The organism is Paenibacillus chartarius, from assembly GCF_042432825.1.
GTDB classification, from domain to species: Bacteria; Bacillota; Bacilli; order Paenibacillales; family NBRC-103111; genus Gordoniibacillus; species Gordoniibacillus chartarius.
Genome location: NZ_JBHLWN010000077.1, coordinates 214,979 through 234,709, shown reverse-complemented (window position 1 = coordinate 234,709; position 19,731 = coordinate 214,979). Strand labels below are relative to the sequence as shown.

23 protein-coding genes are annotated in these 19,731 nt (G+C 55.2%); 21 read left to right on the top strand and 2 right to left on the bottom strand.

What is annotated here, in order from left to right; translation table 11 throughout:
• Positions 1-107 precede the first annotated feature (107 nt).
• The 8 genes from trpE (at position 108) to ACFFK0_RS20765 (ending at position 8,598) form a co-directional block, all read left to right on the top strand.
• Positions 108-1,667: an anthranilate synthase component I gene (gene trpE, locus ACFFK0_RS20800; protein ID WP_377472270.1), complete on the top strand. Its 1,560-nt coding sequence runs from the start codon at positions 108-110 to the stop codon at positions 1,665-1,667.
• Positions 1,668-1,678: 11 nt separating this feature from the next.
• Complete coding sequence (gene trpD / locus ACFFK0_RS20795; RefSeq protein WP_377472269.1) at positions 1,679-2,728, top strand: anthranilate phosphoribosyltransferase; 1,050 nt, start codon at positions 1,679-1,681, stop codon at positions 2,726-2,728.
• Positions 2,718-3,509 carry an indole-3-glycerol phosphate synthase TrpC gene (trpC, locus tag ACFFK0_RS20790; RefSeq protein ID WP_377472268.1) on the top strand — a complete coding sequence of 264 codons (792 nt, stop codon included), beginning with the start codon at positions 2,718-2,720 and terminating at the stop codon, positions 3,507-3,509. The genes trpD and trpC overlap by 11 nt, the downstream gene beginning before the upstream one ends.
• A gap of 10 nt (positions 3,510-3,519) precedes the next feature.
• A complete protein-coding gene (locus tag ACFFK0_RS20785; protein ID WP_377472267.1) occupies positions 3,520-4,206 on the top strand; it encodes a phosphoribosylanthranilate isomerase in 687 nt (228 codons plus the stop codon).
• Entirely contained in the window at positions 4,203-5,408 is a 1,206-nt protein-coding gene (gene trpB, locus ACFFK0_RS20780) for a tryptophan synthase subunit beta (protein WP_377472265.1), read from the top strand. The genes ACFFK0_RS20785 and trpB overlap by 4 nt, the downstream gene beginning before the upstream one ends.
• Positions 5,405-6,211, top strand: coding sequence for a tryptophan synthase subunit alpha (trpA, locus tag ACFFK0_RS20775; protein WP_377472263.1), 807 nt, complete (start codon positions 5,405-5,407; stop codon positions 6,209-6,211). The genes trpB and trpA overlap by 4 nt, the downstream gene beginning before the upstream one ends.
• A 153-nt stretch (positions 6,212-6,364) precedes the next feature.
• Entirely contained in the window at positions 6,365-7,465 is a 1,101-nt protein-coding gene (hisC, locus tag ACFFK0_RS20770; RefSeq protein ID WP_377472262.1) for a histidinol-phosphate transaminase, read from the top strand.
• Positions 7,466-7,509: 44 nt separating this feature from the next.
• On the top strand, positions 7,510-8,598 hold the full coding sequence (locus tag ACFFK0_RS20765) for a prephenate dehydrogenase (RefSeq protein ID WP_377472261.1): 1,089 nt from the start codon (positions 7,510-7,512) through the stop codon (positions 8,596-8,598).
• Positions 8,599-8,843: 245 nt separating this feature from the next.
• Here ACFFK0_RS20765 and ACFFK0_RS20760 read toward each other — a convergent pair whose 3' ends face one another.
• Positions 8,844-9,341 carry a cysteine dioxygenase gene (locus tag ACFFK0_RS20760; RefSeq protein WP_377472260.1) on the bottom strand — a complete coding sequence of 166 codons (498 nt, stop codon included), beginning with the start codon at positions 9,339-9,341 and terminating at the stop codon, positions 8,844-8,846.
• Between the two features lie 349 nt (positions 9,342-9,690).
• Between ACFFK0_RS20760 and ACFFK0_RS20755 the strand changes: the two genes are divergently transcribed.
• The 11 genes from ACFFK0_RS20755 (at position 9,691) to ACFFK0_RS20705 (ending at position 17,703) form a co-directional block, all read left to right on the top strand.
• Positions 9,691-10,281: an RNA polymerase sigma factor gene (locus ACFFK0_RS20755; RefSeq protein WP_377472259.1), complete on the top strand. Its 591-nt coding sequence runs from the start codon at positions 9,691-9,693 to the stop codon at positions 10,279-10,281.
• On the top strand, positions 10,278-10,901 hold the full coding sequence (locus ACFFK0_RS20750; protein ID WP_377472258.1) for an anti-sigma factor family protein: 624 nt from the start codon (positions 10,278-10,280) through the stop codon (positions 10,899-10,901). Before ACFFK0_RS20755 ends, ACFFK0_RS20750 begins: the two co-directional genes overlap by 4 nt.
• 82 nt (positions 10,902-10,983) lie before the next feature.
• Positions 10,984-11,559, top strand: a complete 576-nt coding sequence (locus tag ACFFK0_RS20745) for a histidine phosphatase family protein (protein WP_377472257.1) — start codon at positions 10,984-10,986, stop codon at positions 11,557-11,559.
• 98 nt (positions 11,560-11,657) lie between these two features.
• Entirely contained in the window at positions 11,658-12,794 is a 1,137-nt protein-coding gene (locus tag ACFFK0_RS20740) for a hypothetical protein (protein WP_377472256.1), read from the top strand.
• 131 nt (positions 12,795-12,925) lie between these two features.
• The gene (locus ACFFK0_RS20735; RefSeq protein ID WP_377472255.1) at positions 12,926-13,114 is read left to right on the top strand and encodes an IDEAL domain-containing protein; all 189 of its coding nucleotides are present in this window, start codon (positions 12,926-12,928) and stop codon (positions 13,112-13,114) included.
• A gap of 97 nt (positions 13,115-13,211) precedes the next feature.
• Positions 13,212-13,649: a DUF2487 family protein gene (locus ACFFK0_RS20730; RefSeq protein ID WP_377472252.1), complete on the top strand. Its 438-nt coding sequence runs from the start codon at positions 13,212-13,214 to the stop codon at positions 13,647-13,649.
• 238 nt (positions 13,650-13,887) lie between these two features.
• Complete coding sequence (locus ACFFK0_RS20725; RefSeq protein WP_377472251.1) at positions 13,888-14,418, top strand: QcrA and Rieske domain-containing protein; 531 nt, start codon at positions 13,888-13,890, stop codon at positions 14,416-14,418.
• A gap of 20 nt (positions 14,419-14,438) precedes the next feature.
• The gene (gene qcrB / locus ACFFK0_RS20720) at positions 14,439-15,110 is read left to right on the top strand and encodes a menaquinol-cytochrome c reductase cytochrome b subunit (RefSeq protein ID WP_377472250.1); all 672 of its coding nucleotides are present in this window, start codon (positions 14,439-14,441) and stop codon (positions 15,108-15,110) included.
• A gap of 19 nt (positions 15,111-15,129) precedes the next feature.
• Positions 15,130-16,017, top strand: a complete 888-nt coding sequence (locus ACFFK0_RS20715) for a c-type cytochrome (protein WP_377472248.1) — start codon at positions 15,130-15,132, stop codon at positions 16,015-16,017.
• Positions 16,018-16,098: 81 nt separating this feature from the next.
• On the top strand, positions 16,099-16,761 hold the full coding sequence (locus ACFFK0_RS20710) for a DUF1405 domain-containing protein (RefSeq protein ID WP_377472247.1): 663 nt from the start codon (positions 16,099-16,101) through the stop codon (positions 16,759-16,761).
• A gap of 63 nt (positions 16,762-16,824) precedes the next feature.
• On the top strand, positions 16,825-17,703 hold the full coding sequence (locus ACFFK0_RS20705) for a sporulation protein YpjB (protein ID WP_377472246.1): 879 nt from the start codon (positions 16,825-16,827) through the stop codon (positions 17,701-17,703).
• Positions 17,704-17,807: 104 nt separating this feature from the next.
• Here ACFFK0_RS20705 and ACFFK0_RS20700 read toward each other — a convergent pair whose 3' ends face one another.
• Entirely contained in the window at positions 17,808-18,677 is an 870-nt protein-coding gene (locus ACFFK0_RS20700) for a YitT family protein (RefSeq protein WP_377472245.1), read from the bottom strand.
• A gap of 121 nt (positions 18,678-18,798) precedes the next feature.
• Between ACFFK0_RS20700 and ACFFK0_RS20695 the strand changes: the two genes are divergently transcribed.
• Both ACFFK0_RS20695 and ACFFK0_RS20690 read left to right on the top strand, forming a co-directional pair.
• Entirely contained in the window at positions 18,799-19,140 is a 342-nt protein-coding gene (locus ACFFK0_RS20695) for a nucleotide pyrophosphohydrolase (protein WP_377472244.1), read from the top strand.
• Between the two features lie 60 nt (positions 19,141-19,200).
• Positions 19,201-19,725, top strand: coding sequence for a tetratricopeptide repeat protein (locus ACFFK0_RS20690; RefSeq protein WP_377472242.1), 525 nt, complete (start codon positions 19,201-19,203; stop codon positions 19,723-19,725).
• The last annotated feature ends 6 nt before the right edge of the window (positions 19,726-19,731 follow it).

Sequence of the window (19,731 nt, the reverse complement as noted above, 5' to 3'; positions counted from 1 at the left end):
TCTTATCCATATGCTGTCTAATCCAGCCTCTACGTTCGCGTAGAGGCTTTTGTTATGGCTTCTCGCGACTCACGTATGTTTCGACATTGAGGAGAGGAGAATGCATCATGACGACAACGCCCGAGCTTCAGCAAGTAGTCGAATTGGCCCGTGAATACAATTTGATTCCGATCGTACGGCATGTGCTAGCGGATACGGAGACGCCGATTCGGATTTTCCAGCATTTTTACGAGGAGAAGCACGCCTTCCTACTGGAGAGCGTGGAGGGCGGAGTCAAATGGGCGCGTTATTCGTTCATCGGAACCGATCCGTTCCTGATGTTCCGCGCAAAGCACGGCACGGTACGGATCGAAACGCAGCGGGAAACCGTCACTTCCCAAGAGAAGCCGGTCGAGCTGCTGAAATCGGTTTTGCGTTCGTACTCGAGCCCCTCACTCCCGGATTTGCCGCGGTTTACCGGCGGGGCTGTCGGATTTTTCGGCTACGATTTGCTGCAGTACTATGAGAAGCTGCCGCCGCATCGGGTCGACGATTTGCAGATGGACGACGTCAAGTTCATGTTCTGCGATCAGGTCATCGCTTTCGATCACGTAAAGCAGCAGCTGAAGGTGATCGCCAACGTGCATATCCCGCCGGAGGCAACGTACCGCGATATCGAAGAAGCCTACAACCATACATGCGCGAAGCTTGATGCGACGCTCGAAAGGCTGAAGCAGCCGCAGCTGATGGCGGCGATGCCGAGCACGATCGGCAGCGACATCGATATCGGCGAGCTGCGTTCGAACGTGACGAAGGAGCAGTTTATCGGCAATGTCAATGCGGCGAAGGAGTACATTCGCGCCGGCGACATTTTCCAGGTGGTGCTGTCCCAGCGCTTCGAGATCGAGACGGACGTCTCGCCGCTTCATGTATACCGGGTGCTGCGCACGCTGAACCCTTCGCCGTACATGTATGTGCTGAAGATGGAGGAGGAAGTGATCGTCGGGACGTCGCCGGAGCTGCTCGTTCGCGTCGAAGAGGAGCGGGTGGAGACTCGTCCGATCGCCGGTACGCGCCCGCGCGGCAAAACCGAAGCCGAAGATTTGGCGCTCGAAGCCGAGCTGCTGGCCGACGAGAAGGAACGGGCGGAGCATCTGATGCTCGTCGACCTCGGCCGCAACGACCTCGGCCGCGTGTCGGAGTTCGGTACGGTAAAGTGCGATCAGTTCATGCAGGTGGAGCGCTACTCGCACGTCATGCATATCGTCTCGAACGTATCCGGACAGCTCGCACACGACAAGGATTTCTTCGATGCGTTCTTGTCCTGCCTGCCGGCCGGCACGGTCTCGGGTGCGCCGAAGCTGCGGGCGATGGAAATCATTGCGGAATTGGAAAATGAAGCCCGCGGCTCGTATGCGGGGGCGATCGGTTACCTGGGCTTCTCCGGCAACCTCGATACGTGCATTACGATTCGGACGATCGTGTTCAAGCGCGGCAAAGCTTACGTGCAAGCCGGAGCGGGTATCGTCTGGGACTCGGTTCCGGAAAGCGAGTATCAGGAGACGGTGAACAAGGCGAGAGGGATGCTGAAGGCGATCCGCATGGCGGAAGCGATGTTCGGCACGAAGCCGAAGTCGGACCCGGAGCCGATCATTAATCAAGATTATTTCGTCAATCCCAGAGCGTAGGAGGTCTGAGCATGGAAACTAGGACGGACACGTTTACGGTACAGCAAGCGCTGGCGAAGCTGCTCGGCGGGGAGTCGCTGCAGCGCAGCGAAGCGCGCGCCGTCATGGCGCATGTCATGGAAGGCACCGCGACACCGGCTCAAATCGGTTCGCTGCTGACGCTGCTGAGGATGAAGGGCGAAACCTCCGAGGAGATCACCGGGTTTGCCGAAGGCATGCGGCAAGCGGCGGCTTCCGTGCGCACGGAGCGGACGGATCTGCTTGATACGTGCGGTACCGGCGGAGACGGCGCCCACACGATCAACATCTCGACCGCTGCGGCCATCGTGGCGGCAGGGGGCGGCGTGCGCGTGGCGAAGCACGGTAACCGGGCCTCCTCCAGCAAGAGCGGTTCAGCCGATGTGCTGGAGGCGCTCGGCGTTACGATCACGTTGAATGCCGAGCAGGCGGCCCGTTGTCTGGAGCAGATCGGGTTATGCTTCATGTTCGCGCAGGTGCATCATCAGTCGATGAAGCATGCCGCTGCGCCGCGCAAGGAGCTTGGCTTCCGCACCGTGTTCAATCTGCTCGGACCGCTTACGAATCCCGCCGGCGCCGACCGGCAGCTGCTTGGCGTATCGGACCGGACGAAGACGGAAACGATGGCGAGCGTGCTGCGCGAGCTTCAAGTGAAGCGGGCGCTCGTTGTGGCCGGTCTGGACGGTCTGGACGAAATCAGCTTGTCGGCGCCGACGCAAGTGACTGAGCTGCGGAGCGGCAACCTGCGCACGTTCGAAGTGTCGCCTGCCGACCTCGGGCTAGCTGAGTCGCCGATTAGTGCGGTCCGGGGCGGAGACGCCGTGGAGAATGCGGCGATCATTCGCCGCGTGTTCGCCGGGGAAGCCGGCGCCTACCGCGACATCATTATCGCGAACTCCGGGGCCTGCTTCTATGTAACGGGCAAAGCGGAAAGCTTGCGCGAAGGCGTTGAGCTGGCGGCAAGCGTGATCGATTCCGGGCGGGCGATGGCTAAGCTGGACCAACTCATTCAAGTGACGGGAGAGCTGAATTATGTTTCTTGATCGAATTGTAGAGACGAAGCAAAAGGAGCTCGCAGCGCTCAAGGAGCGGCTGCCGCTAAAGGAAGCGGAACGCCTGATCGCCGGGCTGGGGCCGTGCCGCGGCTTCGAGCGGGCCTTGACAACAGGACGCAAGCGTCCGGTCGGTCTCATTGCCGAGGTGAAGAAGGCGTCACCGTCGAAAGGGCTGATCCGGGAAGACTTCAATCCGGTTGCTCTTGCTGAGGCCTACGAACGGGCTCAAACGGACTGCATTTCGGTATTGACCGACGTCGACTATTTTCAAGGCAGCAACGACTATTTGGGAGCGGTTCGCGAAGCGGTCGGCGTGCCGCTGCTGCGGAAAGATTTTACGATCGATATTCACCATGTCTATGAAGCGCGGGTGATCGGAGCGGACGCGATTTTGCTGATCGCCGCCATTTTGACAACGGGACAAATGAAACAATATTTAAGCGAAGCGCGGGCGCTCGGCATGGACGTGCTCGTCGAGGTGCATGACCGCGAGGAGCTGGAGCGCGCGCTTGAGCTCGACGCAACTCTGATCGGCATTAATAACCGCAATTTGAAAACATTTGTCACTGATTTGGACACGACGCGCCAGCTGATCGAGCATATCCCGGAAGGCCGTACGGTTGTCAGCGAAAGCGGCATCTCCACACCGGCCGATATGGCTCAGCTGCAAGAGGCCGGAGCCAAGGCGGTGCTGATCGGCGAGCATTTCATGCGCCAGCCTTCCGTCGAGCAAGCGGTTCGCGATTTGATGGACGGTTTGAAAGGGTGACAGGGACGCTGTGGCTACTGTAAAAATATGCGGCGTCCGCACGCCCGAAACCGTCCGGGAGCTGCGCCGGCTGTCCGTCGACCATATCGGCTTCGTATTCGCGAAGAGCAAGAGGCAGGTGTCGGCCGAGGAGGCGGGGGCGCTGATCCGCGAGCTTCATGACGGCGTGTCCGGCGGCGAAAGCGAGAGACCGCTCGCTGTAGGCGTGTTCGTCGATCCGAGCATGGAACAGCTGGAAGCGATTATGGACAAAGCGCCGCTCGATGTCATCCAGCTGCACGGAAGCGAGTCGCCGGAGCTGTGCGCTGCAGTCAAGCAGCGGATTGGCGTACGCGTATTCAAAGCTGTATCGCTTGAGCGCGAATCCCGGGACATTCCTTCTGCGGAAAATATTGCCGGTCGTCTGGATCGGTATCGGGGGGCGGTCGATGCGATACTGCTCGATACGCATGACCCGGTATATGGCGGCGGGTCCGGCACGACGTTTGCCTGGGAATGCATTCCGCCGTATCAGGTGTGGGCGCGCGAAGCCGGCGTTCAACTGCTTGTTGCGGGCGGACTGACACCGGACAACGTCGATAACCTCGTCTCGTCCTTCGGCCCCGACGGCGTCGATGTTTCAAGCGGAGTTGAAACCGAAGGAACGAAAGATCTCGATAAAATTCGCAAGTTCGTAGAAAGGGTGAAACGCTCATGATCGGACAAGTGCCAGATCAATACGGCCGCTTCGGCAAATTCGGCGGGCGGTACGTACCGGAAACATTAATGAACGCTCTCATCGAGCTTGAAGAAGCATATCGCCATTATTCGAAGGATCCTGAGTTTATCGCCGAGGTGCGCTACCTGCTTCAGCAGTACAGCGGCCGTCCGACGCCGCTTTACTATGCGGAGCGTCTGTCGGAGAAGCTCGGCGGAGCGAAAATATATTTGAAGCGCGAGGACCTGAACCATACAGGCGCTCACAAAATTAACAATACGATCGGCCAAGCGGTGTTGGCAAAGCGGATGGGCAAGAAGAAGGTCATCGCGGAAACCGGCGCCGGCCAGCACGGCGTAGCGACGGCTACCGTTGCGGCGCTGCTCGGGCTGGAGTGCAAGGTGTTCATGGGCGAGATCGATACGCAGCGCCAGCAGCTGAACGTGTTCCGGATGAAGCTGCTTGGCTCCGAGGTCGTGCCGGTTACGAGCGGCTCGCGCACATTGAAGGACGCCGGCAACGAAGCGCTTCGCTACTGGGTCAGCCATGTTGACGATACGTTCTACATTCTAGGTTCCGTCGTCGGCCCGCATCCGTACCCGATGATGGTTCGCGACTTCCAGCGCGTTATCGGTGACGAAGCGCGCGCTCAAATGCTGGAGACGGAAGGCCGTCTTCCGGACGCGGTTATCGCCTGCGTCGGCGGGGGCAGCAACGCCATGGGCATCTTCTACCCGTTCGTTGAAGACAGCTCCGTCCGTTTGATAGGCGTCGAAGCGGCCGGCAAGGGCGTACACACGTCCGAGCATGCGGCTTCGATCACGAAGGGCACCGTCGGCGTGTTCCAGGGCTCGATGAGCTACTTGCTGCAGGATGAGTACGGGCAAGTCATCGAAGCGCATTCGATCTCGGCAGGTCTCGACTACCCGGGCATCGGACCGGAGCATTCGTATCTCCACGAGGTCAAGCGCGCCGAGTACGTTCCGATCTCCGATGCGGAAGCGCTCGAAGCGCTGCAGCTGCTGAGCCGTACGGAAGGCATTATTCCGGCTCTGGAGAGCTCCCATGCGATCGCCCAGTGCGTGAAAGTGGCGCCGACCATGTCTCGTGACGAAATTATTATTGTCAATTTGTCCGGACGGGGCGATAAAGACGTGGAAGCGATCATGGGCTACCTGGCGAAGGAGGACGGCAACGTATGAACAAGATCGATACCAAATTTGCGGAGCTGAAGGCCGCCGGCAAAACCGCACTCATCCCGTTCCTTACCGTCGGCGATCCAAGTCGGGAGCTCACCGTTGAGATTCTGAAGGAGCTTGAAGCCGGCGGCGCCGACTTGGTGGAGCTGGGCGTACCGTATTCCGACCCGCTGGCCGACGGACCGGTTATTCAAGGCTCCTCGCAGCGCGCCCTGCGCCGCCAAATCAGCATTATAAGCTGCATTCAGACAGCCAGGGAAGCCCGCCAGTCCGGCGTGACGCTGCCGTTCATTTTGTTTACGTACTATAACCCGGTACTGCAGCTCGGCTTGGAGCGTACATTCGAGCTGCTCGCCGAGCACGATATCAGCGGAATTATCATTCCCGACCTGCCGATGGAAGAAAATGAAGAGGTTCGCGCACTAGCCGAACGTCATCACATTCACCTTATCCCGCTCGTCGCCCCGACGTCCAACGCCCGCATCCGTTCCATTGTCGAGCAGGCGAAAGGGTTCGTATACTGCGTATCGTCGCTTGGCGTTACCGGCGTGCGCTCGGAGTTCCACACCGGGATCGACGAGTTTCTGCGCACCGTCAAATCGGCGACAGACCTGCCGATTGCGATTGGCTTCGGTATCTCGAACCGGGAACAGGTTGCGAAGTTCGAGTCGGTCTGCGACGGCGTTGTCGTCGGATCCGCTCTTGTCCGCCGCATTGAAGAGGCTCAGGAGCTGCTGGAAAATACGGCCACGCAGCAAGAGGGTCTGCGCCGCATTCGCGAGTTTACGCTCGAATTGAAAGGGTAACAATGCTGGAGGCCCTGCCAGGCGCACTGCGCTGGATAGGGCTTTTTTTGCAAATACACATGGCAAACGGACGGGTTCTGATATACAATGGGAGGAGCATTCATCAATTGATGCTTTAACGCTGTGATGAACTCGAAGAGGTGGAAGCTGCATATGAAGACAAAATCGACAATCGTACACTTGCCGGTCTATCAGCCGGGCAAGCCCATTGAAGAAGTGAAGAGAGAGCTTGGACTTACCGAAGTCATCAAGCTGGCGTCGAATGAAAATCCGTTCGGCAGCTCACCGAAGGTGAAAGAAGCGATTGAAGCGGAACTAGCCAATATTTCGCTGTATCCCGACGGGGGAAGCGTGGCGCTGTCCGAAGTGCTGGCCGAATTCCTCGGCGTCGATACGAATCAGCTGATTTACGGCGCAGGCTCCGACGAGATTATCCTGATGATCGCCCGCGCTTATTTGGTTCAAGGGGACGAGACGGTGATGGCGACTCATACGTTCCCGCAGTACAAGCACAATTGCGAGATTGAAGGAGCCGTCTGCATTGAGGTTCCGCTTAAGGACGGCACGCACGATCTGCCGGCGATGCTGGCGAAGGTGAACGAGAAGACGAAGGTGCTTTGGTTGTGCAATCCGAACAACCCGACCGGCACGATGGTAAGCCACGACGAGGTGGAGAGCTTCTTGAAGGCGATCCCGCCGCATGTGCTGGTCGTTCTGGACGAGGCTTATTACGAATACAACATGACAGGCGAATACCCTCGCAGTCTGGAGCTGCTGAAGCAATTCCCGAATGTGGTCATTCTCCGCACGTTCTCCAAAATTTACGGTCTGGCTTCGCTGCGTATCGGATACGGAATCGGTCATCCGGACGTCATCCGTTCGATTAACCAGGTGCGCGAGCCGTTCAATACGAGCCGATTCGGCCAGGCGGCGGCCATTGCCGCCATTAAGGATCAGGAATTCATCGAATCGTGCCGTAAAGCGAACGCCGAAGGCATCGCCTATATTAACGGCGAGCTGCAGCGGCTTGGCCTGAGCGCCTTCCCGGCGCACGGCAACTTTATCATGATCGACGTGAAGCGGCCGGCCAAGCTCGTGTTCGAAGCGCTGCTGCGCAAAGGCATTATCGTCCGCGGAGGCCATGCGCTCGATTTCCCGACCTCGATCCGGGTTACGGTCGGAAGCAGAGAGCAGAACGAGAAGTTCGTAGCGGCATTGGAGCAAGTACTGAGCGAAGTGGAGGTCGGCGCATAAGCGCCGGCTTCTTCTTTGAAATCCTATAAACGAGGTTGAGGGCATTGACGACGATAGCCATATTCGGGGTCGGATTGATCGGCGGTTCGCTGGCGCTTTGCTTCAAGGGCAAGCCGGGGCTGCGCGTCATCGGTCATTCGAACCGTGCCGAATCCGTAGAAAAGTATATGAAACGCGGAGTTGTCGATTATGCGACGACATCGCTGCAGGAAGCGGCCGAAGCGGCTGACGTCATCATCGTCTGCGTGCCGGTCGGCATGCTGGAAAGCTACCTGGATCAGCTGCAGCAGTTCGATTTGAAACCCGGGTGCATTATTACCGACGTCGGCAGCACGAAAGCTTCGATCGTAGAAGCCGCCATTCGGCTGAAGCGGCCCGATATTCATTTCATCGGCGGTCATCCGATGGCGGGATCCGAGCGTTCCGGTGTCGAGGCGGCCTCGTCCCACCTGTTCGAGAACGCCTATTATGTATTGACGCCGCACGAGAATACGCCGGATGAAGCGATGGAGCGCCTTGAGTCGCTGCTTCGTCATACGAAGGCCCATATCGTTAAGATGGACGCGCGGCAGCATGACGACATCGTCGGCGCTATCAGCCATTTGCCGCATATGATCGCCGTTGCGCTCGTCAATCAAGTGCGCCGTTATAATGACGGCAACGCCATGTACCAACAGCTCGCAGCGGGCGGCTTCCGCGACATTACACGCATCGCATCGAGCGAGCCGAACATTTGGCGGGATATACTGATCAACAATCGCGACGTGATGCTTCGTCTGTTGAACGATTGGAACAATGAGATTGATAGCTTCATTCATATGCTGCAAAACAGCGACGGCGTTGGGATTGAGCGGAGCTTCGCGGAAGCCGGACGGTTTCGCCAGGAGCTGCCGGAGCGCAGGAAAGGGATGATCACGTCTCTATACGATTTATACGTCGATGTCCCGGACCATCCCGGCGTCATCGGACAGATCGCTTCCTTGCTTGGTAATGAGCGCATAAATCTGAGCAACATTCAAATTATCGAAAGCCGCGAGGACGTGCCTGGAGTGCTGCGCATTTCCTTCCGCAATCAACAGGATGTAGATCGGGCTGCGGAGCTGCTTAGGACGCATTACGAGGTACATGTGTAGAAAAACTACGCGGAAGCGCTGAAATCGGATTCAAATAAAGATAAAACGTTTTCAAAAAAAGTATTGACATCATGTAAACGGATTCATATAATAAAAGTACAGTATGGTTTCTCTCCACTCCTATCCGATATTGCACTATGTGCGCCCGCCTGAGTTCGCTCAGGCGGATTTTTTTTACCTATTTTTAATCTACTGTTGTCTTCTATATGCTACAATGGTCAAAGGGATACCAGAATCTCCCGACTTTAGATGACATAATCCAGAACGGCGCTGCTTTCCGGAACGTACTGTTTCATACCGGCCAAAGGCGGCGCATAGACGTGCAGGGAGATCATGCGCTCATCGGTACGGTTAAGCATCTCGTGAATTTGACCGTATGGGGCGAGCATACAGGAGCCGGACGTTACTTCATAAGAACCGGCGGGATGGACCATACCGTAACCCGCTGTTGTATACAGCTGATTCGTCAGCTTGCCTTCGACGACAAGCGCGCAGCCGATCGACTCGCCGTGGTCGTGAATGGACGTTTGGGACAAAGCGGGCAGGTGAATAACGATGGCCTCGAGCTCAGCATTGCGGAAAATCACTTGCCGGCCGTAGCTTCGACCGTTCTCCGGCTGCGCCACGAAGCATTCGATGTCCCCGGGGGACAAACGGACTTGCCTCAAGATACCTTGCAGCTCGGAAACGGTAGGCGATTGCAGGCGCTCAAGGCGATTCATCAGCGACTCCAGTGTATTCATCTGTAATCTCCTCCAGATTTATTAATATTACTTTATAGATCCATAAGAAAAACTAATAAACAATTGACGAAGAAGCTCCGTCTAATCGTATAGTATGAATCGGCACCCGAATCGGTGCCCATGCCGAAATGCCAAAAGATTGTCGAATCAAGAAGGATTTCGGAAGATCGTACCGAATATTATAGAAGGCATGTAACCGGCTCTTCGGAGCGTTTCGAGCGGTTACGGTAACGCTTACCAATCGTCATCGGCAAAATAATAATGGATGTCCGCAACTTTTTCCTCCCGGTGAAGTACAACTATGATAGAGCTGGGAGGCAGACCTTACGCCAAGGAGGGTCGCCTCGTAATGACCGATTCCCAGTTGATTCGCGAAATCAAGGATGGCAACGTTCAAGCGTACAACGAGCTTATGCGTCGTTACGAACGGAAGATCCTTGCTTTCATCTTCCATATGCTGAAGAGCTCACAGCTTGAAGCGATGGCAGAGGACTTGTGCAATGAAACTTTCTATAAAGCGTATCGCAGCTTGAGCTCGTTCCGCGAAGTGGAAGCCTCGTTCTCAACATGGCTTTATACGATTGCGCGCAATACGGTGCTCAGCGAGCTGCGCAGAAATAAGAGTCAGCAAGTTTCGCTTGATCAGAGCGGACTTACGCCGCATGCCGATTTCAATGCGATGCCGGAACAAACGGCACTTCGCAACGAGAAGGTGACGATGGTACGGGAAGCGATCAACAGCTTGCCGGAAAAGCAGCGCTCGGCGCTCATATTGCGCGAATACGATCAGCTTGATTATCAAGAGATCGCAGGCATCTTGGGGCAGACAGTGAGCTCGGTGAAATCGCTTCTGTTCCGGGCGCGGGCCAGCGTGAAGCTGCAGCTTGAGCCTTATTTTTCAGAACCGATCTTCGATGAGTATGAAGGGATGAAGCGATGATGAAGTGCAGCGATATTCAAGACTTGTTCGGTCAGTATTGGGATATTCCCAATGACGACCTTAGACGGCAGGCCGTCGACAAGCATGTCGAGCACTGCCCCGCCTGCGCGGAGGAATTCCAATTCTGGAAGGAAACGAGCGAGCTCATTCGGTTTGCCGCTACGGATGAAGTGCCCGAAGAGCCGTACCCGATCTCCCGCAAGGTGATGGATCGCATCTATAAGGACGAGTCTTGGCGAGTTCCGATTACAGAGCGGATGTATGCCATTTCGTACCGGATGCGGCGCAATGTCACGGCTGTGATATCGTTTTGCCTCGCTTTATTTATCGTGAGCTTCTTGTTCTCGGTCGTGTATGAGGGCCAGACGGTGCTGCAGACTGCCGAATCGCCGACGTTCGGCTTGCAGGCTCCGCAGGTCATTTCGGCCAGCGCCAAGGCAAGCTCGATGGACGGCCACATGATGACGGCGGTAGCCAGCATCGGACAGCCGATGGTCGAACCGCTGAAGTATCAAGTCGGACCGATGGACTCGTATTCCCACTATCTGCTCGTCGTATCGCTGCTCGGGATAACGTGCACGATCCTCATCATGAATTGGTTTTCCCGCACGAAAGCATAGCCGATACATAGCCAAAATACGTACGCGCCCCCCGCAAGGGGCGTATTTATTTTGAGACAGAGAATAAGGAGTTGCAGGGCTGATGAAACTTGGCTTCGTAAGGCACGGTACGACGACATGGAATCAAGAAGGCCGCCTGCAGGGTCAAATCGACACCGAATTGACCGAAGAAGGGCGGCGGCAGGCGATTCGTCTTGGCATGTCGCTGCGCGGCGGGCCGTGGCAGGGCATCGTCTGCAGCGACCTGAAGCGTGCGAAGGAAACTGCCGAACTGATTGCCGGGCACGCGGGAATTCCGCTGCCTGGCGCGGACCGGAGACTGAGGGAAAAAAGCTTCGGCGAGATGGAAGGAACGACTTTGGAGGAAAGAGTCAGCCGGTGGGGACCGGAGTGGAGACAAGCCGATCTCGGGCAGGAAACCGACGAAGCGGTATGGGCGCGTTGGATGGATTTCTACGAGAATGTGCTCCTGCGGCAATATGGGGATAAGCCGATTTTAGTCGTCACACACGGTGCCTTCATTGCCCGCATCCTCCAATTCAAGGGATTGGAACGGAAGGACCAGCTGCTCGTCAACAGCTCGCTAACGGTGCTTCGTCGTTCCGGCGATGTGTGGGAGACGGAGCTCTATAACGATGTTGGTCATCTAACCGAATAAGGCAATCGTGCAAAGGGCTCCTTCATGGAGCTCTTTTCGTTTGCTCCGGGTATATTCGCTTCCTCTATTTCCCATAATGGGGGTAGAGGTGATAAGTGATGAATCTCGCCGATATGTTAAGCTACGCCGATATAGAGCAATTAAGCCGTATCGCCGATACGTATGAATGCGAATGCAATGGCCATTCCAAGCACGAGCTGATCCAATCGATTTTGGCCAAGCTGGGCCGCCGCGACATATTCGATGCGCGAGTGGAATCGCTGCCGCTGGAGGATATCCGCTTCCTGAACTCCCTTCTATTTGACAGCCGCAGCTCATTCAGCCTGGAGGAGCTTGTGGCGCGCGTTCAGCAAACCAGATTTGTGCGTTCTGAGAAGGATGAAGGCTGGAACCCCCGGGATATGATTGCCCGCTTCAAGCAGCACGGGTGGCTGTTCAACGGCTATTCCCAGCAAACGAAATACTTGTTTCAGGTGCCGAACGATCTGAAGAAGCGTTTCGGCGACGTGCTGAGCAAGAAATTTCAAGCGCAGCTGACGTACATGGACGCGGAGCCTGCAGTGTATCGGGACGAGCAGAAGCTTTTGGCAGACGACATTACACATTTCCTCAGTTTCGTGAAAGGTAACGAAGTAGCGCTTACTGACATGGGCTCGATGTACAAGAGGACGATCGGGCAGGTGCTGGACCGGATGTCGGTACGGGAGGAGCCGATCGGCAAAGCGGCGTTCCGTTTCGGCTATGGCCGGATGTTCAAAGAGTACCCGAATCGTTTCTCTCTCATCTATGATTACTGCTTCTATAACGGGTTAATCTCGGAGAACGCCGGACAGCTGAAGGTGACCGAGCAAGGCGCGGAAAGGGCGGATAGCCCTATTCGCGAAGATTTGTCCGCTGTGTACCGGTTTTGGCTGAAGCTTTACAAAAATCCGATCCCGAATGTGCAATCCATCGTTCAATGGGTGGAGCGATTAAGCCGCAACTGGGTAACGGTTGACTCGCTGGGGGCGGTGCTGTGCCCGCTGATCCGGCCCTTCTACTACGACACGTCGGAATCGATCTTCGAGCAGCGGGTCGTGCAGATGATGATGCATCTCGGTTTGCTCCGGTTAGGCGAGGACGACCGCTACGGACGTGTACTGCAAACGACGAAACTGGGCTCTTCCATCATCCAGGGAACTTACGTCGCAGAGGAAGACCGCATCCCGCTTATGATCGAGCAAGGCGCTGGGTAATGGCACATTCCTCCGTACAGGGGGCGTATGTTTAGGCAGTGCCGGATCATCTGAATAAGCTGGTATAACCCTTTATAAATTCCTGGAACTATGAAGGGCGATTAATTGGACGCCATGCGGAGGTAAGTCCTATGGGAAAATCAAACGCCACGAGTGACGCGCTGCTCAGTCTATTTGCGGAGATGGTTTGGGATGAGGCCATTCGGAAATATAAAGAAAGACACCTCTATGAAGAGATCGACAGCGCTTTAGCGAAGGGAGACCAAGTGTCATTTCTCGCTTTGACGAACGAGCTCAAATCGCTGCAATCCCAAGGTTAAAGCATCCTCATTCCCGGCATGCCAACCAGGCATATGAACGTTACCGTTTCATATGTCTTTTTTTTGTGGTACAGTGATGGGCGGGAGGGAGCATACAATGAAATTCAGCGAAATTAGCCGGGAAAGCTGGACGGACTTACAACCGTATCTCGATACGTGCCTTCTGCCGATAACGGGCTTGACGGGCGGGGAACCGCCTTGGGAAGCCGGGGACCGGCTGGAGGATCTGCGCGACGCGCTGGACCTGATCGAAGTGCCGTTTCATGGCCGGGTTGTCACCTATCCGGCGGTACAATATGTTCCAGGACAAGCTTATTCTGCCGCGATGCTTACGGATATATGCGCCGCTATCAGGGCGACAGGCTTCCGGTACATTGTTGCCGTTACGGCGGAAGCGAGAATGAGCGGTCTGCTGCCGGCCGAGGCGGATTTGCAGATCTATGCCGGACCGGAGCAGCTTCAGGCGTCTTATGACGAGGTGAAGCGTCAAGTGACGGCCCGGATCCAGTCGATGTGGGCGCAAGGAAACGAATGAAAATCGCACGTATTGTTGGAAAAGGTTTGGTTCAATATAATACATAGCTGTCGATGAATGGAATGTGACAATTTCGTTAAAATTTGCAGCGGGACATCTATTTCAACGCCGCATCGGGAGTGTGCCATTCTTGACGCTCCTATAGCCGTAGGCTATTATATTAATGTCCTAGTAATGAGTGTAAGGTATTGTCGAATGCGACGTGAACATAGGTGTGCCTAGGGGGGTAGAACGCGTAATGAGTGATCACAACAATCAGGCTGGGCATCACAAGGCGAAGCCGGTGAAGCAGCCGATGTCCCGGCGTCAATTCCTTTCCTATACCCTCGGCGGTGCAGGCGGTTTCATGGCGGCGGGCATTGTCATTCCGATGCTTCGCTTTGCTGTCGACCCGATGCTGCAGCCGGCGGCGAAGGCGGATTGGATTAAGGTCGTGGAGGAAAGCAAGATCTCGACAGAGCCGAAAGCATTTCAGTTCAAGATGCATCAAGTGGACGGCTGGTACGAAAGCGATGTCGATTTAACTGCGTGGATCGCGAAGGACAGCAAAGGCCAAGTGTTTGCGCTGAATCCGACTTGTAAGCATCTCGGCTGTACGGTGAACTTCGAAGCAGCAGCTCACGAGTACTTGTGTCCTTGCCACGGTGCGAAGTACACGGTAGACGGTAAGAATCTTTCCGTAGCTCCGCTTCCGCTCGACGAGTACACAGTTAAGGTTGAGCAAGGCTTCGTATACGTCGGTCAGCTGCATGCGAACTCAAGAGCTTAATAAGGAGGCGTTACAGTCGGATGTTTAAATCGATGTACAACTGGATCGACGAACGTCTGGACATTACACCGATGTGGCGCGATGTAGCCGACCATGAGGTGCCGGAGCACGTTAACCCGGCTCACCACTTCTCGGCGTTCGTGTACTGCTTCGGCGGTCTGACGTTCTTCATCACCGTGATACAAATTTTGTCAGGGATGTTCCTCACAATGTATTACACGCCGGACATTATTAACGCTTACGCGTCGGTCGACTACTTGCAGCATAAAGTGGCGTTCGGCGTTATCGTGCGCGGAATGCACCACTGGGGTGCAAGTCTCGTTATCGTAATGATGTTCCTACATACGCTGCGCGTGTTCTTCACGGGCTCCTACAAGGCGCCTCGCGAAATGAACTGGGTAGTCGGTATGGCGATCTTCGGCGTTATGCTCGGACTCGGCTTTACAGGTTACCTGCTTCCTTGGGATAATAAAGCGTACTTTGCTACTCAAGTAGGCATCAAGATCGCTGCTTCCGTTCCTTTCGTTGGCGGATACATCCAGACGCTTCTGCAAGGCGGCGAAGTCGTAGGTGCGGTAACGCTGACGCGCTTCTTTGCAATTCACGTGTTCTTCCTGCCGGCGGTATTGCTTGCCCTGCTCGCTGGACACTTTATCATGATCCGTAAGCAAGGCATTTCCGGACCGCTATAATCGAAAGGAGGACCAAGTCGTGGCGCATGGTCATAAACCAGGTGAGAAAATAGTTTATGTCGGGGATTCCCGCGTTCGTATGAAGACGGAACGAATGAAGCCTACCGATTACTCGGCTTATCCGGGCAAATCGGAAGCTTTCATTCCGAACTTCCTGCTGAAAGAATGGATGGTCGGCGTCGTCGTGCTCGTCGGTATTTTGGCGCTTGTTATGTCGGAGCCTGCACCGCTCGGCTATCCTGCCGATCCGACCAATACGGCGTTCATTCCGATGCCGGACTGGTACTTCTTGTTTCTTTATCAGTTCTTGAAATACCCTTACGTATCGGACCAGTACATCGTACTCGGTACGGCGGTCGTTCCGGCGATTGCGTTCCTTGGACTGATGCTGGTGCCGTTCCTTGACCTTGGACCGGAGCGCCGCTTCTACAAGCGTCCGATTACGTCGGCAACGATGTTCGTCACACTGCTGGCTATCGGATACTTGACGTACGTTTCCTGGCATCACTACGAAGAAGAGCTGAAAGCGAAGAACATCATTCCGGAGCATATCAAGCGCGAGCAAGAGATGGAAGCTGCGAAAGGCGGCGGAGGCGGCGGTGCCGCACCGAAGGCCGGCGCTGCGAAGAAGGCTGCCATTGTCGCTGCTGACGATCCGGGTGCTGAAATCTACAAGAAGGCTACTTGCGTCGCTTGTCACGGCGGCGAACTGAAAGGGATGCCGGGCTCCGGTATTCCGGCGCTGCTTGGTGTCGGCGACAAGCTTTCGAAGGATGACATTCTCGGCGTCATCAAGAACGGCAAAGGCAACATGACCGAGCAATACAAAGCGAACATCGCGAAAGGCTTGACGGATGCAGATCTGGATAAGCTGGCCAACTGGCTTGCGATGCAGAAAGCTCAATAAACAACGCAGCATCCCGGTCCTAAGGATCGGGATGCTTTTTGGTAAAAGGGACGCACTAACTTTAGGGGGACCAATGCTGTCATGTCGCTAACGTATGTGTTTTCCAGAGCTTTCCTTACGCGCCGGTGGCTGCTCTGGAGCTTGTTCTGGAGCAACTTGCTCGGAACGGCTTACGGTTATTACTGGTATGGGGACCAGCTCGTCTTTACCGCAGAGACGATGCCTCGCTGGTATTTGCCATTCGTGCCGGATAGTCCGACGGCGAGCTTGTTTTTCACCATGTCTGTGCTGTTCATTCTGTTTGAACAGAAATATGGCTGGAAGAAATCCGTATTTTGGACGCATTTGCGCGGCTTTGTCGACGCGTTTGGCCTCATAACGCTGATCAAATACGGCGTATGGGCTGTCGTGATGATCGTATCGGCAGCGGCCCTTGGCAACCCGGTCAATTGGCAGGATTATATGCTTTCCGCTTCACATATCGCCATGGCCGTCGAGGCATTGTTGTTTGCGAGGTTGTATCGGTACCGCTTCGTGCATATCGTCATTGTCGCGATCTGGTCGTTTGCCAACGATTATATGGACTATGTGAAGATGACGTACCCTTCGCTGCCAAGGGTGCTTGACGAGCGGTTAGCTTCGGTTCGATGGTTTACAAGCTGTTTAAGCGTCATTACGATCATCATTGCGCTGATTTGCCTGCCCTTTAATGTTACTTCGAAGGAACGCAGCAATGTAAATTAAATCGAATCCGGTTCTAAAGTGGGACAGCCTCCTCATAAAGTAAGTATCGAGGAGGGATGTCCCATGTTTACTTTGAAGATGAAACCTCCCGTACTGCTCGCGCTCGCAATCGGCCTCATCGCCGTGCTGGCGGCCTGCGGCAACGGGCAGGAGCGAACAACCGATACAAACCCGGCACCGCAGCAGCAGGAAATAAAAATCGATCCGGCAGATGCGGCGAAGCTCGAGCAAATGGCCAGGTCGGCCGATGACATGTACAAGCTGACTGTGAATGGAAGCTATCTGGAAGCGAGGTCCAAGCTTCTCGATATTGGGCAGCAGGCCGCACGCATCCGATATGATGGAGTCACTTCGATCGAAGGCGTACAGGCATTAACGGAAACGTTAAGTGAAGCGCAGCGGTCGTTCAATGCGGTTCGGCCGGATCCCGAAGAAGCGAAGCTGCGTGCGGCAAAAGTAAAGCTGGCGACGGATGCGCTGACGCACAAGAACGAGCCGATGTGGCTTCAATACGATAAAGTGCTGCAGGAAAATGCAAGGGCGGTCGAAGCGTCGATTCAAGCGCAGGATGCCAAGCAGCTGCAAGCCTCTATTGCGGCTCTGAAGCACCACTACCAAATTATTCGACCGGCGGTTCTGATCAGCCGCGAGCCGCAAATTAACGTAAACATGGAGAGCTTGCTGACATTCCTCACCGAACAAAGTCAAGTGAAACCGCTGCCGATGCACAATCTGGAGCGGGGGGCGGATCAGCTTCGCGATGCGATGAACCGGCTGTTCGGCCATCAGGACGAAAGCGCCTACGTGCCGGTGGTGGATCAACGTCAGCCGATCTTATGGACCGTCGTGCTTGGTTCGGTGATCGGAGCGATCCTGGCCTTCGCCGCTTGGCAGATGTTCCAGGACGGCCGCGGGGAAGTATCGTTAAAGCGTAAAGAATAAGCTCCGGTAAGCAGTGTACCGCGAATCTCGTAATGGATAAACGGCTTAGCCGCAAGCAAGCGAAAGCTTGGGCTAAGTCGTTTTGACGTTCGGTAGCGATCCGATCAGGCTTCCTTGAAGCCTTCTCCCAGCACGTCATGTACGTCGCTAATAATGATAAATGCCCGTGGATCGATGGATAAAGCGAGCTTTTGCAGCGTGCGCACTTCGCTTCGCGAAATGACGCAGTACACGATCTCTTTGTGCTGCTTGGAAAAGGCGCCCCGAGCAGGCATGATTGTAACGCCGCGGTCCATCTGCGCCGTGATTTTGTCGGCCATCTCCTCGGCAATCGTCGTTACGATCATGAACGCTTTTGCCGACTGTGCTCCTTCGGTAATATAATCGATGATCCGCGAAGTAATGAACACGGCAACCAGCGTGTAAAGCACCTTCTCCTTCGGTATGTAGAGCAAGGACGTGCCCAGCACGAGAATGTCGATCAGCAAAATGATTTGCCCCATGCTCCAGCCGCGGTGCTTATAGCCGATCCGCGCAATAATGTCCGCCCCGCCCGTCGTTCCCCCGTAGCGGAACACAATGCCGAGCCCGATGCCGATTGTGACTCCCGCGTACAGCGTAGCCAATATAAAATCTTGTGTCGTCGTAAAAGGGACAATCCAGCCTCGTTCGATCGTCCGTTCAACAATCCAGAGGAAGAAGGACAGCGATACGGTGCCGAAAATCGTATACAGCATCGATCTGCCCCCGAACGCTTTCCAGCCGATCAGGAATAGAGGAATATTAAGCACGAGCGTAGTGATCGAAGGCGGGAATCCGAGCGCATAATTCAGCAGCAGGGCGACCCCTGTCAAGCCGCCTTCCATCAGTTTGTTCGAAATGACGAAATAATGAAGGCCGAAGGCGTATACGGCGGTACCTAAGGCAATCATAACGAGATTGCGCAGATTTTCCAGCCATGTCGTTTGAGGCATCTCCATGTCTCCTCTGTCGATCGGATATTGATTATTTTGTCCTGTTAAAAAAAATTTGTCATCCAGCGGGCTTTGGTTTAACATGGAAGGGATGGGCGTGCTGAAAGAAAGGATGACATCGATGGCAGAGAAGTCTTTACAGGACTTACAAGCGGAAGTTCACGCTTATATTTCGCAATTCAAAGAAGGTTATTTCACCCCGATGGAGCTGATGGCCCGGCTGTCGGAAGAAGTCGGCGAGCTGGCCCGTGAAGTGATGCACGAGTACGGACCGAAGAAAAAGAAGAAGGATGAAGCCGAAGGCTCGATCGAGCTGGAGCTCGGTGATATTTTGTACGTGACGATCTGCATGGCGAATTCGCTGGGCATCGATTTGACGGAGGCTCACGACAAAATCATGCACAAGTTCCGGACGAGAGACGCCGAAAGGTGGACGAAAATCAACACCGAAGCGGAATCCTAATCATATGCTGTACTATTCTCCTGCATACATGGTACGCAGCAGGAAAGGAGGATAGTGCAGATGGAAGACGGCCACAACTTATTGCAAAAAGCGTACGAAGCGATTCTAAACAGCGATTATGAACAAGCTGAAGCCTGGTTTGAGCAAGCGATTGCGGAGGAACCGGACAATGCCGATTATCATTACCGGTTGTCGATCACTTTCGCCCGAAGCAACAAGCTGAACAAGGCTGTCTTGCACGCCGCGAAAGCGGTAGAGCTCGATGCTTCCCGGGAGGACTACAGGCTGCATTTGGAGACGCTGCAGTCCAGGGAGCTGCTGTACGAAGCGGAACGGACGCTGGATGGAACCGAAGCGAAGGCGTATCTGGCCGTAGAGCTGCTGAAGAGAGCCGTCGCGCTGGATCCGCTCAATACGGAGGCATACTTGCTTCTGAGCGTAGCGGCGGATGCGGCAGGCGAATACGCACTTGCCTTGCAATCGGTCCAAGAGGCGCTGCGTCTCGATCCGGCGCACGAAGCGGCCCGGACGCTGCTTCCAAAAGCACAGCGCAAGCTAAGCCAATATCTCGGCACGGAATCATAATTCGAA

Excerpts from the sequence above, each read along its gene's own strand:
- ACFFK0_RS20700 (WP_377472245.1), bottom strand. The coding sequence starts at position 18,677 with ATGCCTCAAACGACATGGCTGGAAAATCTGCGCAATCTCGTTATGATT.
- trpC (WP_377472268.1), top strand. The coding sequence starts at position 2,718 with ATGTTTCTTGATCGAATTGTAGAGACGAAGCAAAAGGAGCTCGCAGCG.
- ACFFK0_RS20695 (WP_377472244.1), top strand. The coding sequence starts at position 18,799 with ATGGCAGAGAAGTCTTTACAGGACTTACAAGCGGAAGTTCACGCTTAT.
- ACFFK0_RS20730 (WP_377472252.1), top strand. The coding sequence starts at position 13,212 with ATGAAATTCAGCGAAATTAGCCGGGAAAGCTGGACGGACTTACAACCG.
- trpD (WP_377472269.1), top strand. The coding sequence starts at position 1,679 with ATGGAAACTAGGACGGACACGTTTACGGTACAGCAAGCGCTGGCGAAG.
- ACFFK0_RS20710 (WP_377472247.1), top strand. The coding sequence starts at position 16,099 with ATGTCGCTAACGTATGTGTTTTCCAGAGCTTTCCTTACGCGCCGGTGG.
- ACFFK0_RS20750 (WP_377472258.1), top strand. The coding sequence starts at position 10,278 with ATGATGAAGTGCAGCGATATTCAAGACTTGTTCGGTCAGTATTGGGAT.
- ACFFK0_RS20725 (WP_377472251.1), top strand. The coding sequence starts at position 13,888 with ATGAGTGATCACAACAATCAGGCTGGGCATCACAAGGCGAAGCCGGTG.
- ACFFK0_RS20755 (WP_377472259.1), top strand. The coding sequence starts at position 9,691 with ATGACCGATTCCCAGTTGATTCGCGAAATCAAGGATGGCAACGTTCAA.
- trpA (WP_377472263.1), top strand. The coding sequence starts at position 5,405 with ATGAACAAGATCGATACCAAATTTGCGGAGCTGAAGGCCGCCGGCAAA.
- trpB (WP_377472265.1), top strand. The coding sequence starts at position 4,203 with ATGATCGGACAAGTGCCAGATCAATACGGCCGCTTCGGCAAATTCGGC.
- ACFFK0_RS20760 (WP_377472260.1), bottom strand. The coding sequence starts at position 9,341 with ATGAATACACTGGAGTCGCTGATGAATCGCCTTGAGCGCCTGCAATCG.
- qcrB (WP_377472250.1), top strand. The coding sequence starts at position 14,439 with ATGTTTAAATCGATGTACAACTGGATCGACGAACGTCTGGACATTACA.
- ACFFK0_RS20690 (WP_377472242.1), top strand. The coding sequence starts at position 19,201 with ATGGAAGACGGCCACAACTTATTGCAAAAAGCGTACGAAGCGATTCTA.
- ACFFK0_RS20745 (WP_377472257.1), top strand. The coding sequence starts at position 10,984 with ATGAAACTTGGCTTCGTAAGGCACGGTACGACGACATGGAATCAAGAA.
- ACFFK0_RS20740 (WP_377472256.1), top strand. The coding sequence starts at position 11,658 with ATGAATCTCGCCGATATGTTAAGCTACGCCGATATAGAGCAATTAAGC.
- ACFFK0_RS20705 (WP_377472246.1), top strand. The coding sequence starts at position 16,825 with ATGTTTACTTTGAAGATGAAACCTCCCGTACTGCTCGCGCTCGCAATC.
- hisC (WP_377472262.1), top strand. The coding sequence starts at position 6,365 with ATGAAGACAAAATCGACAATCGTACACTTGCCGGTCTATCAGCCGGGC.
- ACFFK0_RS20735 (WP_377472255.1), top strand. The coding sequence starts at position 12,926 with ATGGGAAAATCAAACGCCACGAGTGACGCGCTGCTCAGTCTATTTGCG.
- trpE (WP_377472270.1), top strand. The coding sequence starts at position 108 with ATGACGACAACGCCCGAGCTTCAGCAAGTAGTCGAATTGGCCCGTGAA.